15 protein-coding genes are annotated in these 17308 nt (G+C 59.4%); 4 read left to right on the top strand and 11 right to left on the bottom strand.

The genetic code is table 11. The features are described from left to right. Positions 1-26: 26 nt before the first annotated feature. The 10 genes from LOY28_RS10040 to LOY28_RS10085 all read right to left on the bottom strand — a co-directional run bounded on the left by LOY28_RS10040 (position 27) and on the right by LOY28_RS10085 (position 9494). Entirely contained in the window at positions 27-2108 is a 2082-nt protein-coding gene (locus LOY28_RS10040; RefSeq protein ID WP_225602822.1) for a copper-translocating P-type ATPase, read from the bottom strand. A gap of 90 nt (positions 2109-2198) precedes the next feature. Then, positions 2199-2402: a DUF2933 domain-containing protein gene (locus tag LOY28_RS10045; protein WP_018928127.1), complete on the bottom strand. Its 204-nt coding sequence runs from the start codon at positions 2400-2402 to the stop codon at positions 2199-2201. Between the two features lie 94 nt (positions 2403-2496). Further along, the gene (locus LOY28_RS10050; RefSeq protein ID WP_258613570.1) at positions 2497-3030 is read right to left on the bottom strand and encodes a hypothetical protein; all 534 of its coding nucleotides are present in this window, start codon (positions 3028-3030) and stop codon (positions 2497-2499) included. Positions 3031-3127: 97 nt separating this feature from the next. Continuing rightward, entirely contained in the window at positions 3128-3469 is a 342-nt protein-coding gene (locus LOY28_RS10055) for a hypothetical protein (protein WP_018928125.1), read from the bottom strand. Positions 3470-3595: 126 nt separating this feature from the next. Then, on the bottom strand, positions 3596-4384 hold the full coding sequence (locus LOY28_RS10060) for a hypothetical protein (RefSeq protein ID WP_018928124.1): 789 nt from the start codon (positions 4382-4384) through the stop codon (positions 3596-3598). 159 nt (positions 4385-4543) lie between these two features. Then, positions 4544-5473: a copper homeostasis membrane protein CopD gene (copD, locus tag LOY28_RS10065; RefSeq protein WP_258613573.1), complete on the bottom strand. Its 930-nt coding sequence runs from the start codon at positions 5471-5473 to the stop codon at positions 4544-4546. A 3-nt stretch (positions 5474-5476) separates the two neighbouring features. Continuing rightward, the gene (gene copC, locus LOY28_RS10070) at positions 5477-5860 is read right to left on the bottom strand and encodes a copper homeostasis periplasmic binding protein CopC (RefSeq protein ID WP_018928122.1); all 384 of its coding nucleotides are present in this window, start codon (positions 5858-5860) and stop codon (positions 5477-5479) included. Between the two features lie 55 nt (positions 5861-5915). Beyond that, positions 5916-6803, bottom strand: a complete 888-nt coding sequence (locus LOY28_RS10075; protein ID WP_258613575.1) for a copper resistance protein B — start codon at positions 6801-6803, stop codon at positions 5916-5918. A gap of 10 nt (positions 6804-6813) precedes the next feature. Continuing rightward, positions 6814-8640: a copper resistance system multicopper oxidase gene (locus tag LOY28_RS10080; RefSeq protein WP_258613584.1), complete on the bottom strand. Its 1827-nt coding sequence runs from the start codon at positions 8638-8640 to the stop codon at positions 6814-6816. A gap of 146 nt (positions 8641-8786) precedes the next feature. Continuing rightward, the gene (locus LOY28_RS10085) at positions 8787-9494 is read right to left on the bottom strand and encodes a murein L,D-transpeptidase catalytic domain family protein (protein WP_018928119.1); all 708 of its coding nucleotides are present in this window, start codon (positions 9492-9494) and stop codon (positions 8787-8789) included. 81 nt (positions 9495-9575) lie between these two features. Between LOY28_RS10085 and LOY28_RS10090 the strand changes: the two genes are divergently transcribed. Further along, positions 9576-11327: a murein L,D-transpeptidase gene (locus LOY28_RS10090; RefSeq protein ID WP_258613585.1), complete on the top strand. Its 1752-nt coding sequence runs from the start codon at positions 9576-9578 to the stop codon at positions 11325-11327. Positions 11328-11330: 3 nt separating this feature from the next. Here LOY28_RS10090 and LOY28_RS10095 read toward each other — a convergent pair whose 3' ends face one another. Then, positions 11331-11813, bottom strand: a complete 483-nt coding sequence (locus LOY28_RS10095; protein WP_018928117.1) for a hypothetical protein — start codon at positions 11811-11813, stop codon at positions 11331-11333. 194 nt (positions 11814-12007) lie between these two features. Between LOY28_RS10095 and LOY28_RS10100 the strand changes: the two genes are divergently transcribed. The 3 genes from LOY28_RS10100 to xth all read left to right on the top strand — a co-directional run bounded on the left by LOY28_RS10100 (position 12008) and on the right by xth (position 17232). Next, on the top strand, positions 12008-13579 hold the full coding sequence (locus LOY28_RS10100; RefSeq protein WP_064616978.1) for a GGDEF domain-containing protein: 1572 nt from the start codon (positions 12008-12010) through the stop codon (positions 13577-13579). A 188-nt stretch (positions 13580-13767) separates the two neighbouring features. Next, positions 13768-16353 carry an EAL domain-containing protein gene (locus tag LOY28_RS10105; protein WP_258613589.1) on the top strand — a complete coding sequence of 862 codons (2586 nt, stop codon included), beginning with the start codon at positions 13768-13770 and terminating at the stop codon, positions 16351-16353. An 84-nt stretch (positions 16354-16437) separates the two neighbouring features. Next, entirely contained in the window at positions 16438-17232 is a 795-nt protein-coding gene (gene xth, locus LOY28_RS10110) for an exodeoxyribonuclease III (RefSeq protein WP_138867195.1), read from the top strand. Positions 17233-17308: the final 76 nt, after the last annotated feature.

The raw sequence follows: 17308 nt of genomic DNA on the forward strand, positions 1-17308 counted from the left end.
CCGCTTCCTGGCTGTCAGCAATGTGCTCAGTCAATCACGGCCCGGCGCAGGCGCAAGGCATTGAACACCACTGAGGCAGAGCTCACGCTCATGGCCAGTGCCGCCACCAACGGGGACAGCAAATGCCCGGTCAACGGGTAGAACAACCCGGCGGCGAGGGGGATACCCATGGCGTTGTAGGCCAGGGCAAAGGCAAGGTTCTGGTGCATGTTGCGCACGGTTGCCACCGACAGGTTGCGGGCATGCAGAATGCCGAGCAGGTCGCCCTTGACCAGGGTGACTTGAGCGCTGTTCATCGCGACATCGGTGCCAGTGCCCATGGCGATACCGACGTCGGCACGGGCCAGGGCCGGGGCGTCGTTGATGCCGTCGCCGGCCATTGCCACTCGGTGCCCGCGTTCCTGCATACCGGCGGCCAGGCGTTCCTTGTCCTGTGGCTTGACCTCGCCGTGGACTTCTTCGATACCCAGTTGGCGGGCGACGGCACGGGCAGTGGTGAGGCCGTCTCCGGTCGCCATGATCACCCGCACGCCATCGGCCTGCAGGCGTTCGACAGCGAGCCGGGTGGTGGGTTTGATCGGGTCGGCGACGGCGAGCAACCCCGCGAGCACGCCATCCACGGCCAGGTACATGATGCTGGTTCCGTCGCTGCGCAGTTGCTCGGCTTGAGGTTGCAAGGCTTCCAGGGCGATGCCGGCTTCTGCCATCAGGGCGGTGTTGCCCAGTTGAACACGGTGCCCGTCGACCTGGCCGCGCACGCCGATCCCTGACGCCGACTCGAACGTCTGCGCTGTGCTCAACACCAAGCCATTGGCGCGTGCATGTTCGACGATGGCGTGGGCCAACGGGTGCTCGCTGCCCTGGTCGAGGCTGGCGGCCAGGCGCAGCACCTCGTCAGCACTGTAGCCAGGCGCAGGTTCGACGCTGTGAAACGCCGGGCGGCCTTCGGTGAGGGTGCCGGTCTTGTCCACGATCAGGGTGTCGATTTTGCGCAGGTTTTCGATCGCCGCCGCATCCCGAAAGAGCACGCCGCTGCTGGCCGCCTTGCCGGTGGCGACCATCACCGACATCGGTGTGGCCAGGCCGAGGGCACACGGGCAGGCGATGATCAGCACCGCCACTGCATTGATGAGGCCGAACACCCAGCTCGGTTGCGGCCCCCACAACCCCCAGCCGACAAAAGTCAGGACGGCAATGGCGATCACCACCATGACGAAGTAGCCAGCAATCACGTCCGCCAGGCGTTGCATCGGTGCTTTGGAGCGTTGTGCCTGGACCACCATCTGCACAATTTGCGCAAGCACGGTGGCTGAGCCCACCTTCTGCGCCTGCATCACCAGGCTGCCGTGGGTATTGAGGGTGGCGCCGATCAGCCCGTCACCAGGGCGTTTCATCACGGGGACCGGCTCGCCTGTGAGCATGGACTCGTCCACCGCGCTTTCGCCCTGCAACACCACACCATCGACCGGGACCTTCTCGCCGGGGCGCACGCGCAAGGTGTCGCCGCTGTGCACATGGCTCAGTGCAATGTCTGTTTCGCTGCCGTCGGTGTTGATCCGGCGCGCAGTCTTGGGCGCCAGGCCGAGCAGTGATTTGATCGCGGCCGAGGTTTGCGAGCGCGCCTTGAGTTCCAGCATCTGTCCGAGCAGCGTCAGGGAAATAATGACCGCCGCTGCTTCGTAGTACACACCAACCCGGCCGTCCATCATGAAGGTGGCTGGAAACAGGCCGGGTGTCAGGGTGGCGGCAAGGCTATAGAGGAAGGCCGCCGCGGTGCCGAGGCCGATCAGCGTCCACATGTTGGGGCTGCGCTGGATGACCGAACGCGCGCCGCGCACATAGAACGGCCAGCCGGCCCAAAGCACGACGGGCGTGGCGAGCACCAGTTCGACCAGGTTCTGTGTGGCGCCGTGAAACAGGCTCAAGCCATGGCTGCCCATCGCCAGTGCGGTCACCGCCAGAGTTAGAGGAAGGGTCCACCAGAAGCGCCGGGAAAAGTCCGCGAGCTCAGGGTTGTCCGATTCCTCCAGTTCGGGCAACACCGGCTCAAGGGTCATGCCGCACTTGGGGCATGTACCCGGACTGTGCTGGCGGATCTCCGGGTGCATGGGGCAGGTGTACTCTTTTTCGGTCGTCGGCTCCGCCGCCTGCTGCGCCAAAGCAGGTGATTTGAGGTGATCGAGATGGCGATGCATGGGTCAGTGTCTGCCGTGGTGATGCCCGAACAGGTGCATCAGCGGGCACAGCAATAGAATCAGATAGGGCAAAAGCGGGTAGATATGACCGTAATGCTCGCGGGCCAGGTAGAACAGTCCGATCACCAGCAGCATGCCTAGCGCGATGCCGGGTTTGCTGCGCCAGAATGAGGTGGCTGGAGGTGTCGAGGGGTTTGAGTGGTTCATGTGATGCGCTCCGTTCTGACGAAAATCTTCCGGGGTGTCGTCCGGCTATGCCGGCCAATGCCAACCGCCTACGACGGGGGCTATGGCGCGATGCTTATTGGCCCATCGGCATCTTCATCATCATGGATTGCTGATCCATCATTTTCATCATCATGTCCATCATCGCCGTATCCGAGCTGCCCTTGCCACCGGACATGCCCATGCCCATCCCCATACCTCTGCAATTGTCGTGCAGCATGCCGAGGCTTGTTCTCATCGTAGTCATGGCTTCCTGCATGGCTGCCCGGCGTTCGGCCGGGGTTTTGGCGGCGATCATTTTGTCGTGGGCCGCCTGCATTTTTTTCATCTGTTCGCTCATGGCCTTGTCTTGCATGGGCGTGGCTTGGGTTGCGTTATCGGTGGGGGCGGCGGGCGCTGTTTCGGGGTATTCGGCAGCCAGCGTCAGCAATGGGCTGCTGATGACCAGTGCGGCCAGGAGGGACTTGATGTCGATGTGCATGGCGATCTCCACAGTGATAACGCGGATCGGCAGCGTCGGATGGCTGCGACCAAGGTATGTTGTGTTCCCGTTAGAGGGAGTGATCTTGAACTTACGCCACGGTCGCAGGGCGTTGTTGATCCATATCAAATGACGTCCACACAGGTTTGTTGTGCTGCCAGGGTGACATTCCAATGGCTGATACGTGTCAGGCAAGGCCCGACACGTATCCCTCTATATGAGTTGTTTATCCACAAGCCACGGACTTCGAACTCTTAAGGTGAGCTTCAATCGAGTTGCTAGCAGAGTGGACTCTTACTCCCTTGAGTTTATCGAGTGGCGGGTCTTTCCAAAGTTTTGATGCGTCGATGGGAAGGATGACCTGTATAGCAGCCCCTTGGGGCGGATCAGCAACAAAATCGAAGTCCTGAATGCCGTCCGGTGGGAACTGGATATAAACCCGTGGCTCCAGTCTCGGGTTTGTCCATCCACCAGAATTCACCAGGCCAATTGCCGATATGTGTAGCTGCGGTGGATTTGATTTAAGTATTTTTAAGTCGACATCCACTACTTTCATCACGTCAGCCATTTTCGAACTCCTTTCGATAATTGCGCCGCTTTTTTTCACCTTGGCGCTTGGGTGTCAACCCTTAAGCCTTTGCGCCCTTTAATGATTGAGCGACGCGTCAGCCTATTGTCTTAAAACTATCTGAAACTAGGCGAAGGACACTCTCCGGGTGCTGGGACGTGCGGTTTTGTTTTCATAGAAAGAGTCGAGCTTAGCTTTGCTGATCGTTTCTTCTGCATACAGAATTTCAGCCATCTGGGCTCGTTTTAGCTCTTCGGCGGTTCCGATGAACGCAACTTTGTGCTCGCCATCGTAGCCTCTGACTGACGCTGTATACCCTTCAACGGTGCAGTTATGGTATTCACGTTTCCTCATTGCATCCTTGAATTGTTCGGCGAAGGATTTTGTATCACCCAAACCCAGTGCGCTATGGCATCCGAATATCTTGATTTTTCCCGCATAGCTCTTATTAAGTCCAAATAACACGTCAAAGAATCTTGCCAGTTCTTTGGCGTTGACGGTTTGACCTTTGCCTTTTTCTTCCGAGGACATAAGCACGGAGCTTCCCGGTTCACAATGGCCCAAGACGTAAATTCGATCTCCGTCTCCAATCAGTGTTCTAATAAAACTAACAAGCTGCTCGGCCGCGGGTCCACCGGACACCAGGCAGCCTTTGCTTATGTATTTAGAGATGATGGTCGAAGTTTTTTGTGTCTTGCTCGGGTGTGCCTTTTCTTCCTCATCGTCATCTCTTAATCTTTTTATTCCATCTTCTTTGAAAGAAGGAGATGAATTTTTTGAATCGCTTTCCGAGGGTGGGGGCATTATTCTTTTGGACTTTTCTTTCCAGGCATCAAGCCAGCTTCTAGATATTTCGTCGTAATCCGCTGATTCCTTTGCATTAAAGGGGTTCACCAACGCTAAATTGTAAGCCATCCCGATTTCGCTCCCTGATGTCGAGTGCCCACAGCGGTAAATGCCGCCTCTGACTGTTGACGGTAGTAGGGGATTTTCACCTAGGCAAATAAAGGAGGGCACCGGACGTCGGGGAAGGCGACCTCTTTTGTTACGCGCCTTCTAAAGGTACTTGTGCCCCTACAATTCGCCCATTTTCATCTCCGGACTCAACGTCCCCAACCAGGCCACCAATCCCACGATCAACACCGCCGCCGCCAATTCCACCACCACGCTGCGCCGCAACGCATTGGCGGCGACCGTGTATTGCCCGTCCCGCAACGACCGCTCCAGAAACGGCCCGAGGTGAAACCGGTTCAACGCGGCGAGCACCAGCATGCCGGCAAACAGCACCACTTTGATGAACAGCAGAATCCCGTAAGTGCTGAGAAACACCTCGTCCAGCTTCGGCCCAACGATGAACAGATAATTCACCACCCCCGTCGCGGTGATGACCACGACGATGGCCGCGCCAATCGCCTCAAACCGATTAACCGCGCGGGCCAGCAACCTGAGGCGCGCTTCGGTTTGCAGGGCGTTGATCTTCGCCATCAACGCAAACGCCAGCAACGCGCCAAGCCAAGCCCCCGCGGCCAGCAGGTGCAGAATGTCCACCGCGAAATGCCAAAAGCGACGATCGCCTTCATCCATCGCCCCATGCCCGCTCCAGGCCAGGCTGGCGAGGGCGACAGCACCGGCAAAAGCCGCGACCCATAAACTGAAACCAGGCGCACGGAGCATCACCGCTAAGCCAGCGATCACCAGCGCAACAATGCGAATCCCCCAAGCCAAGCCGACATCCGTCTCAAACAGCATCATCTCGATGTGCGGACGCAGCTCGGCGAAGTCCGTTTCACCGCTCATGGCGCTCGCCATCATCACCATGCTGGCGACGGACAACACCGCGCCCAGCACTGCCGTCCCCGCCAGCATCGACCGGAATGGCAGCACCGCCCCGGACATCCGTTCCTGCCCTTTAAGGCTGTACAGCCCAAAAAGTGCCACCCCGAACAACAGCATCAAATCCACATACAACGCAAACCGCAGGGCAATGCCGACCGAGTCGCTCATCAATCACTTCACTTTGAACGTAACGTTGCCGGTGATCGGGTGAGTGTCCGAAGACACGGCGCGCCATTCGACTTTGTAGCTGCCGGTGGGCAGGGGCGAGAGCGGGGTGATGACCATGGTTTTCGGGTCGCTGCCGCCGGAGACCTTGGCTTTCATCGGCATGGGGGAATGGGCCATGCCGGGCATTTCGGTCATGACCAGTTTGGCGCCGGAGAATTGGGTCATGAGGTTTTCGGAGAAGTGCAGTTCGATGTTGCTGGGCGCTGCGCCGTCCGCGCCTTCGGTTGGGGTGGAGGAGAGCAGTTTCGGGTGGGCTTGAGCCAGTGCGCTCATGAGCAGCCCGGTGGAAAGTGCGATGGCGACAGCGGTGGTTTTGATGGTGCGCATGCAAGGCCTCTTACCGCTTTAAGCGGTTGGTTTTTAGGTTTTTGAGTTGAAGTGTTTAGAACCACAGCCGAACGCCGACGACCAGTCGGGCTTCGCTGCGGTCCTCGCCTTCGTCCCTGGCGTAATCGGCGGTTTTGCCGTAGGTGCGGTTCCAGGTCACGCCGATGTAGGGCGCGAATTCCCGGCGGATTTCATAGCGCAGGCGCAGGCCGGCTTCGGTGCTGGACAACCCGGAGCCGATGCCCCGTTGCGGGTCGTTTTTGCCGTAGACGTTGAGCTCGGCGGTCGGCTGCAGAATCAGCCGGTTGGTGAGCAGGATGTCGTAGTCGCCTTCAAGGCGTGCAGCGGTCTGACCGCCTTCGCCGATGAACGCGGTGGCCTCGGTTTCGAAGTTGTACAACGCCATGCCTTGCACGCCGAGCGCGGCCCAGGTTTGCGGGGCGCCAGGTTTGAAATCCTGGCGCACGCCGGTCACCACGTCCCACCACGGGGAGATGGCGTGCCCCCAGAGGGCCTGGACTTCGGCATTTTCGGTCTTGCCATTGACGCGTTCGCCTTCGGAGCGCAACCACAGGCGATCAACATCGCCGCCGATCCAGCCGGACAGATCCCACGCCAATGCGCTGCCGTTATCGGCGTCCTGCCATTCGAGTTTGTCGGCGAGGAAGTAATAGTTGAGCGCACTGTCGTGCATGTCATGGCCGGCGGGGCTGACGAAAACGGCGGCACGGTCGGCGTCGGTCAATGCCGGGATCGGCGTGCGGCTTTGGGTCGGCGCGGCGGGCTGCATTTGCCCGTAATCCTCGCTCTGCATCTGGCTGTGGTCCATGCCCGGCATCTGGCTATGGTCCATGCCCTGCATGTTGTCGGTGGCGGCCATGGCCGAAGAGAGCGTCAGGCCCATGGTGACGAGGGTCAAAGTGATCGGAGTGAGTCTGGTCATGGGTAGCGCCTTATTCTTCCACGCGAACTTCACGGAACATGCCCATTTCCATGTGGTACAGGAGATGGCAGTGGTAGGCCCAGCGGCCGAGCGCATCGGCAGTGACCCGATAGCTGCGCTTTGATCCTGGCGGCATGTCGATGGTGTGTTTGCGTACCATGAACTGGCCGTTCTCGTCTTCGAGGTCGCTCCACATGCCGTGCAAATGAATGGGGTGAGTCATCATCGTGTCGTTGACCAGCACCACTCGAACCCGCTCGCCGTACTTGAGTCGCACGGGTTCGGCATCAGAGAACTTCACGCCGTTGAACGACCAGGCGAACTTCTCCATGTGGCCGGTCAGGTGCAGTTCGATGGTGCGGCCGGGCTCGCGGCCGTCCGGGTCTTCGAAGGTGCTGCGCAGGTCGGAGTAGGTCAGCACACGACGGCCGTTGTTGCGCAGGCCGATGCCCGGGTCGTCGAGTTTTGGCGTGGTGCTCATGGCTTGCATGTCCACCAGCGGGTTATCTTTTTCCGTGTCGGGATGGGATTGCATTCCGGCCATGCCGGCCATTCCGGCCATGCCACCCATGGCCATGCTGCTGTGATCCATTCCGGCCATGCTGTCCATGCCCTGCATGTCGCCGCCGTCCATGCCCTGCATGTCACCACCGTTCATGCCTTGCATGGCACCGTGGTCCATCCCCGCCATGTCACCGCCCATGCTGCCGTGATCCATGCCGCCCATGCCCATGTCATCCATGGTCAGCAGCGGTCGCGGATCCAGCGCTGGAATCGGCGCCGACAACCCTGCCTTCACCGCCAGGGTGCCTCGCGCATAACCCGTTCGATCCATCGATTGGGCGAACAGCGTGTAGGCGTCCTGGGTCGGCTCGACAATTACATCGAACGTCTCCGCCACCGCGATGCGGAACTCGTCGACGCTCACCGGTTTGACGTGTTGGCCATCCGCCGCGACCACGGTCATTTTCAAGCCCGGGATACGCACGTCGAAATAGGTCATGGACGAGCCGTTGATAAAACGCAGGCGCAGCTTTTCTCCGGGACGGAATAGGCCAGTCCAGTTCATGTTCGGCGCCTGGCCGTTCATCAAGTAGGTGTAAGTGGCACCGCTGACGTCCGCCAGGTCGGTGGGGTTCATCTTCATCTCGGCCCACATCTTGCGATCGGCCACCGTCGACCCCCAGCCTTTCTCGCTGACGTCGTGGATGAAGTCGCCCACAGTGCGTTTGTTGTAGTTGTAGTAGTCCGATTGTTTCTTGAGTTTTTTCATCAGGCCGACGGCGTCTTCGTCGGTCCAGTCGGTGAGCATCACCACGTAATCGCGGTCGTACTGGAACGGCTCCGGCTCCTTGGCATCGATCACCAACGGCCCATAAACCCCGGACTGTTCCTGAAAGCCCGAATGGCTGTGGTACCAGTAAGTGCCATTCTGCCGGACCTTGAACTGGTAGACGTACATGCCGTCCGGTTCGATCCCGTGAAAACTCAGGCCCGGCACGCCGTCCATGTTGGCCGGCAGCAAAATGCCGTGCCAGTGAATGGACGTGCTGTCCTTGAGTTTGTTTTTCACCCGCAGCGTGACGGTGTCGCCTTCACGCCAGCGCAGCAGGGGGCCGGGAATGCCGCCGTTGATGGTCATCGCGGTTCGAGGGTTGCCGGTGATGTTGACCGGGGATTCGCCAATGAACAGGTCGAAGTCGGTACCGGCCAGCACATTCGGTTGGCCGGGGCTGGTGACCGCCCAGACTGGCGTGCGCCACAGCCCGAGGCCAGCGAGCACCCCGCCAGCGGCCAGGCCCTTCACAAAGGTGCGTCTTGAGGTGTTGGAATGCATGCCGTTTTATCCCGTCCGTCAGCCTGATGAAGCCCTCAGGTCCATCCTGAGCGGAAGGAAGAGAACTCAATGGGGAGGAGGCTAACGGGCGGTGCCTTTCAGCAGGCTGAGGCCAAGATTACAGTTTTGACAGTTTCACGCGGTGTTCAAGGACTGCTATTGGACCTGGACGAATCCGCCACGGTGGCGTTACCGCAATTGATATACGAAGAAGACTTCAACCAACGCTGATCCGGGTAGTAAGAAAATAACAACTGCCCATCCTTCATCGAGTCGATCAGCCGATGTGCAATCGCAGGCCTCACTGCAGGGCAGCCGAGACTTCTGCCAATCCGGCCATTGGCCCGCGCCAGGGCAGGGCTGACGTAAGGCGCGCCGTGAATGACGATCGCCCGTTCGAAGGCGTTGTCGTTAAAACCCGGTTCCAGGCCTTCCATGCGCAGGGAATAACCGTTCTGCCCGACATAGCTGGATTGGGTGCGGTACAAGCCCAGGCTGGTGGCGTAGCTGGCATTCTGATTGGAGAATTGGCTGGCCATGTTCTCGCCACTGTTGCGACCGTGGGCGACCAGTTCATGGAACAACAATTTGCGTTGTTTAAGGTCGAATACCCAAAGACGTTGCACCGTCGAGGGCAGGGAATAATCGATCACTGCGAGTCTCTGCACCGGGGACGTGCCTTGGGCCCGGCTGCATTGGGAGGCGCGAACGGCCAGGGCAATGACTTTGGCGTTGGCATCGGGGGCCGCTTTGACCAAGGCAGCTTCAAGCGAATCAGCGTAGGCTGCCGGTAATGAAAAAAAAGCAGTCAGCAGCAGGGCCGTCATTAAGCAGCCAAAGCGGTGTGGGGCCATATGCAAGTCTCATCTGAATATTTCGAGTCTAGCAGCGCGCACGACGCTAGCCGGTTGAAAACGGAAGATTAAGGATTATCCATGGGGCAGTTAACAAGGTTATTCGTCATAAGCCGCATATTTTTTATGGGCTTTCTGATAAGCGGCACTGCGATCGCGCAAACTTCGCCGATTGAGCCGGCATCTCCCGTTAGCACTGTGGCTGAAGCGGCTCCCGGTGATTATGTCGGCCAAGCGATTCAGGCGGAGTTGGCGCCATTGAGTTCGGCGTTTCCGCCGCTGCTCACCTCGCCGCGTCATCAACGGGTCGATGTGAACCGAGTCGTGCTGGATTTTTATAGCCATCGTGGCTATCGCGCCGCCTGGACGGACGATGACGATGTCGCCCAGTTGTTGAAAAGCTTGGGTGATACCCAGGCCGATGGCCTGAACCCCGCGGATTTCCGGATCGCCGAGTTGGCCGAGGCCCACACGCTGATGCAGACAACCTCCCCAACCCCCGGGCAACGGGCAGCCTTTGATATCTCCGCCACCCGGACGTTCATCACGGCGCTGCTGCAGTTGCGGCGCGGCAAGGTCGACCCTTCGCGGTTGGACATCCACTGGAACTTCGACCCCGCTGGCGTCGATCCTCGGGAGGACGTCAATAAGTTTTTTGCCGCCCTCGATAGCCATGACATTGCGCGCGCCTTTGCCCAGGCGCCGCCCCAAGAAGCGGTTTACGGCACGTTGCGCCATGGCCTGGCGCAACTGCGCAAGGTTCGTGATCGGGGTGGCTGGCCAAAGATCCCGGAAGGGCAGACGCTCAGGCCCGGCATGGACGACGCCTCGGTTGCTCTACTGCGTACGCGTTTGGCGGCGGGCGGTTATCTCGCCGCGCAAGGAACTGCTCGCACCGACTACGACGACGCCGTCACCGCGGCGGTGAAGAAGTTTCAGACTGAGCAATACCTTGGGGCGGACGGTGTAGCGGGGCCGGCGACACTCACGGAGCTGAATGTACCGGTCGAGGCGCGAATCGATCAGGTGCGGGTGAACATGGAGCGGGCGCGATGGCTGCTGTACAAACTTCAGGGCACCTTCGTCGTGGTCGATATCGCCGGGTATAAAGTCGCGTTCTATCGCGATGGCAAACCGATCTGGCGCTCACGGGTGCAGGTCGGTAAACCGTTTCGCAGCACGCCGATTTTTCAATCCGCGATCACCTACGTCACGTTCAACCCCACCTGGACCGTACCACCGACGATTCTGCTCAAGGACATGCTTCCGAAGATTCGCGACAATCCTGGTTACCTTGAGGCAAGCCGGATTCGCGTGATCGATCGAGATGGCAATGTGCTTGATCCGTCCACTGTCGATTGGGACAACCCGCGCGGTCTCACCTTGCGGCAGGATGCGGGGTCGGATAACTCGCTGGGGCAGGTAGTGATTCGTTTTCCCAATGAGTATTCGATTTATCTGCACGACACGCCGCATCGAGATTTGTTCGCGAAATCCAATCGCGCGACCAGCTCCGGCTGTATTCGGGTAGAAAACCCGCTGCAATTGGTGGAGCTGTTGTTCAACGATCCGGTTCACTGGAACAGCGAAGGGATTCAAAAACAGTTAGCCAACGGCAAGACAGAGAACATCAGGCTCCCGGTGAAAGTGCCGGTGCTGTTGGCCTACTGGACGGTGGACCTGAGTATTGATGGGCGCGTGACATTCAAGCCCGATGTGTATGGCTATGACTCCCCGGTATTGCGGGCGTTGAATCTGCCTTCGGAGCGGCCGGCGCTGGACGGGAGGCGAACGGCGCCTCCCTCGGTGGCAGCGGAGCAGAGCAAGTTGTAGGCCTTAAAGCCCCAAGCCTTCCTGCACGGCCAGCAGCAAATTGTGTTCCGTCAGCGCGATCGCATCCGGTTGTTGTCCGGATTGTTCGCTCGCCTGGAGCCACCACTGCGTCTCGCCGTGTTCGTTCACGGTTCGTAACAAGGCGAGTTCCTTGCCTGTCGAGTGGATTTCGATCCGCCCGGCACCGTCGACGGTGAAGCGCGCGACGGGATCGAAGGTGATGCCGTGGTGGTTGCCTTCGATCAGCAGTTGGTCGATGGCGTAATCGTAAGTCGCGCCGTCCGGCGCACTCTCGAATACATGGGTGGAATTGCGTCGCAGCTTCAGGCCCACCTCGATCAGTGGTTGCAGCCAGGCTTCGATCTGGTGATACAGCTCGTAGACCTGGGCGGGCCAGCTATCGATGGCTTGATCGGCGATGGTCGCGTCGGCACTGGTTTGCCGGGATTGTTTAAGCTTCGCGGCGAGCTCGTCTACCTTACTCATTTCGATTTCCTGTCGTGATGTCAGTTAATCGTAGCTTCTTCAAGGTCATGTGGTTTTGCCTTGCGTCATGGAATTAAAACACAACCATTTATCCCTCAATCCTCTGTTTATCCCGCACAACCCCGTAGACTACGCTCAAAAAAATAGGGGCTTTGGGCCGTTGCCCATGTCTTACCCTTTTCCAGGACTCACTTTTGCCTATCCCCATTCACGATCCGCAGCACGCGTCCGGCGGTGCCTTGAAGCGACTGCCTTTGCTCAAGGCTGCGGTGCTGTTCATTGCGGCGGTATGCCTTTGTCTCTGTGGGCTGCTTTACCTGCAACTGGAGCAGTCGCGTCGGCATGACCTGGCGTTGGCCGAGGTGTCGTCGTCGAACCTGACCCGAGCCATGGCGCAGCAGGCCGAAGACACGTTCATGAAGGCCGATCTGGTACTGACCAGTCTGGTGGACTGGATTCAAGCTGAAGGTTTCGACGCTGCCCAGACGCCACGCCTGCAGAAAACCTTCGCCCGGCGGGTGCAGGCGCTGCATCAGTTGCACGGGATATTTCTGTTCGACAGGCAGGGGCAATGGGCCGTGACGTCGTTCGAGGATCTACCCCGCGGGGCTGGTGTGGCGGATCGCGAGTATTTCAGGTTTCACCAGCAAAACATCTCAACCCTGGCGCACATCGGCCCGGCCATTCGTAGTCGGGAAAATGGCGAGTGGATCATTCCGGTTTCCAGGCGGATAAACGATCAGAGCGGTCATTTCCAGGGTGTGTTGCTGGCCGGGATCAAGATGTCGTACTTCGATCAGTTCTTCAAAAGCTTCAGCCTCGACGACAACGGTGCGATGTTTTTGGCATTGACCGATGGAACACTGCTGGCGCGGCGGCCGTTTGTGGAATCGCAGATCGGCAGGTCATTGGCTAAGGGCGAGATTTTTCAGAAACTCTTGCCCAACGCCACGTCCGGCAACGCCATGATCGACTCAGTGGTGGATGGCATCCCTCGGCTGTATGGCTATCGTCAGCTCGATGCCTATCCGGTGGTGGTCGCGGCGGCATCCTCCAAAGACGCGGTCCTCAAGGACTGGTACGACACGGCGATTCAATCCGGTGTGATCGTCGCTCTGGTTGTCCTCGGCGTGGGGTTGTTCGGTTGGGTGTTCATTCATCAGGTTCGCGCGGGCGAGCGCATCGAGGCGGATTTGCGCGAGGCGCAGAAAACCCTGGAACTGATCGCCACCCACGACAGCCTGACCGGGTTGGCCAACCGCCGCTTGTTCGAACGGGCGCTGGAGAAAGAGTTCGGGCGCGGTGCCCGGCGGTCGAGTTCGCTGGGCCTGATCATGCTCGATATCGATTACTTCAAGCGCTACAACGACACTTACGGTCATGTGGCCGGGGACCATTGCCTGGCTGAAGTGGCGCGGGCCCTGAAGAGTTGCTGTCACCGCAAAGCCGATCTGGCGGTGCGCTACGGCGGTGAAGAGTTCGCGGTGTTGCTGCCGGACACCGACATTCATGGAGCACTGACGATCGCCGAGCAAATCCGCCGCAGCGTCATGGACAAAAACATCACCCACAGCGGTTCGCCCACGGGCTATCTGACGGTCAGTCTTGGCTGTTATTCGTTTGTGCCGACAGCGCACGACAGCACCGAAGTGTTGATCAAGCGCGCGGATGCGGCGCTGTACCAGGCCAAGCACTCAGGGCGAAATCGCTCGGCGGTGTTGTCGATGGAAGGGGGCGTCGAGGCGCTGATGCGCTCGGATCGATGACGCTTGCGGCCATCGATGGGCAATGGTTCTTGTGACCGGTTCTTCAAGTGCGGCAATGACTTGCGTTATCCAGGAGCGATGATCGGGCATGCCTGCTATGGTCAGTGCAGAGAGCCTGGCTGTCACACCTGACCGACCGGCCCACCGGTCTCATTCCGATCGAGCAATCGATTGACAGGATCAAGTGCATGGATTTGTCTGCCGTTACCACCGCTGCACCTGCGCGCCATACCCCGATTACCCGCAACCTGATGTTGGTGGTCGGTCTGTTGTTTGTGGTTGGGGTGCTGATCGCGCTGATCGCCCTGTTCAGTATTGCCGGGCGGCTCGATGCCGAGGACCTGGCCAAGACCACGTTTTATACCCAGCGCGCGCTGGAAAACCGCATTACCGCGACGAAAAACTACATTGCCAGTTATGCCAACTGGACGTCGGCCTATGATCACCTGAACGGCGAGGTCGATGTGGAATGGGCCTACGTCGAGCAGAACCTGGGTAAGACCCTGTTCACCATGGACCACTACGAGGGTGTTTTCGTGGTCGATCCCCAGCGAACAAAATACGCCGTGGTGCGTGGGCTTCAGGTGCAGGACGAGGCGGCGGCCTATCTGTCGACCTCGATGGCGACGCTCATTGACGAGGTTCAGGATCAGGAGAACCTCATCAAACCCGTCAGCCACTACACCTTGTTCGAGGGCAAACCCGCGCTGCTGTCGGCCGCTGCGATTGTGCCCAATGACGAACGCCCGGCGGTCGATCCCAAAAGCACTTCGGTGCTTATATACGTTGACCAGCTGAACCCTGAAAAGCTCAGCGCCTTGAGCGTCGATTACGGTTTGCACGACTTGAGCCTGACGCCCGACAACGTCATCGCTCCCGGTCAGCCCGCTATTGCCCTCGCTGGCACCGGTTACAGTCTGGTCTCCCGGCTCCAGCGGCCGGGTCATCAATTGCTTTGGTCACTGCTGCCGCCACTGGGCGGGGCGCTGCTGGTTCTGGCGTTGTTGACCGCTTATTTCTTTCGCTATGTCCTGCGCACGTCCGGGCATGTGGATGCCAGTTACACCAGCCTCGATTTGTCGAACCAGGCACTGGAGGCCAGTGAAGAGCGTTTTCGTGCGGTAGCCGAGGCCGCGTCCGACTGGATCTGGGAAATCGACGACCAGCATTGCATCACTTATCTGTCGGGACGCTTCAGCACCGTCACCGGGTTCTCCGATCAGCAGTGGCTGGGACAGAACATCGGGCAATTGCTCAATTGCGATACGACGCCGTTGTCGCTGTGGCTGAACAAACTCGATGAAGAGCAAGCCGTCAGCCATTTGCGCTGTTCCTACCGCGATCAATCGGGGCAACAGCGGGTCTGTCGGGTGTCGGCACGGCCGATCCAGCGCAAGGGCGCAGTGCTGGGCTATCGCGGAACGGCCAGCGACATCACCGACGAAGTCGCCGCCCATGCGCAGATCCAGCATCTGTCGTTGCACGATGCCCTGACCGGCCTGCCGAACCGCAACAAACTGGCGCGTTTTCTCGATGAGGCGCTGGCACTGAAAGAGCAGTCGACGGCGCTGACGTTGTTGATGATCGACCTGGATAACTTCAAGCCGATCAACGATTCCCTCGGCCACCCGGCCGGCGATGCAGTATTGCTGGAAGTCGCCACCCGTTTGCGCGAGTGCACACGAGAAATTGATCTGGTCGCCCGACTGGGGGGCGACGAGTTCGTGCTGGTGCTCCATGGCATGGACAGCCACGCGGAAATCGACCGGTTTTGCGAGCGCTTGCTCGACAGCCTGCATCAGCCGATTCACTACGACCATCACTCGCTGCACATCGGCGCGAGCATCGGTATCGCCTTGAGTCGGCGCCAGGGGCATATTCCACAGGAGCTGATTCGGTGTGCCGATATCGCGTTGTATCAGGCCAAATCCGATGGCAAGAAGACCTGGTGCTATTTTGCCGCGCACATGAACGATCAGATCCAGCATCGCCGGCAACTGGAAACCGACCTGCGTCGGGCGATCAAGAACAACGAATTCGTGATGCATTACCAGCCGCGTTATCACGTCGATGGCAAGCGCATCGTCTCGGTCGAAGCGCTGCTGCGCTGGCAGCATCCAGTGCAAGGCTTGTTGAGTCCCGACGCGTTTATCCCGCTGGCCGAGCAAACCGATCTGATCGTGCCATTGGGCCGCTGGGTGCTACGCGAGGCGTGCGAGACCGCTCTGACCTGGCCCGGTGCGATGATGGTGTCGGTCAACCTGTCACCGGTTCAATTCGCCCGTAGCGATGTGATTGAGGACGTGCGCGAAGCGTTGATCCAGACCCGCTTGCCCGCCAGTCGGCTGGAGCTGGAGATCACTGAAAACGTGATGCTCATCGACGTCGATGGCGCCTTGGCGACCATGAATGCGCTCAAGGAGTTGGGCGTGCGCCTGAACATGGACGACTTCGGCACCGGTTATTCCTCGCTGGGTTACTTGCGCACGTATCCGTTCGACGGGATCAAGATCGACAAACGCTTTATTTCGTCCATGAGCAGCGGCAGCAATGATCGCGCCGTGGTACAGGCGATCATCAACCTGGGCAAGGCAATGGGCCTGACGGTGACTGCCGAAGGTGTCGAGACGCTGGAGCAACTGGACTTCCTGATCTCGGATCAGTGTCATGAAGTGCAGGGTTTTTACCTCAGTCGTCCGGTGGACAGGTATGCACTGCTGCCGTTGCTCAAGGTCTCGCAGGAAGATTTCCCTCTGCAGAGCGCGCACCTTTAGTCGCCTGTTACATCCGCCACGGCAACTGCCGGGGCGGCCCCCGGTCACAATGGGATACCGCCCATCCGTTGCGAGCGTCGGACCATGAACAACCTGAAAATCGCCACCTTCAACGTCAACGGCATGCGTGCACGCCTGCCCAATCTACTGGCGTGGCTGGCGCGGGAGCAGCCAGACATCGCCTGCCTGCAGGAACTCAAATCGGTGGACGGGGCATTCCCTGCCGCCGAGCTGGAGGCGGCCGGTTATGGCGCTATCTGGCAGGGCCAGGCGGCGTGGAACGGGGTGGCGATTCTGGCGCGCGATGCGCAACCGCTGGAGCGTCGGCGTGGTCTGCCGGGCGATGACAGTGACACCCATAGCCGCTACATCGAAGCGGCCGTGCACGGGGTTCTGGTGGGGTGTCTGTACTTGCCCAACGGCAATCCGCAGCCGGGGCCGAAGTTCGATTACAAACTGGCGTGGTTCGAGCGGCTGATCTCGTACGCCAAGGACCTGCAGAGCAGCGAGCATCCGGTGGTGCTGGCCGGCGACTACAACGTGGTGCCCACCGATATGGACATCTACAACCCACGCTCCTGGCTCAAGGACGCGCTGCTGCAACCCGAGAGTCGTGCGTGTTATCAGCGTCTGCTGGATCAGGGCTGGACTGATTCCCTGCGCCATCTGTATCCAGAGGAGCGGATCTACACCTTCTGGGACTACTTCCGGCAGCACTGGCAGAAAAACTCGGGACTGCGCATCGATCATCTGCTGCTCAATCAGGCAGCGAGTCCTTATCTGCGAGAGGCCGGCGTCGACGCCTGGGTTCGCAACGAGTCTCATGCCAGCGATCACGCGCCGACGTGGATTCGATTGGGTTCACGCAAACGGCGATAGTTTTAGTGTGAGCGGCGATTGGCGAAATCAATTATCGGCCCGAGCACTTTTTCCCTTATACATGGCGGCCATCGGC

It is taken from the genome of Pseudomonas sp. B21-017 (assembly GCF_024749245.1).
Taxonomy (GTDB): domain Bacteria; phylum Pseudomonadota; class Gammaproteobacteria; order Pseudomonadales; family Pseudomonadaceae; genus Aquipseudomonas.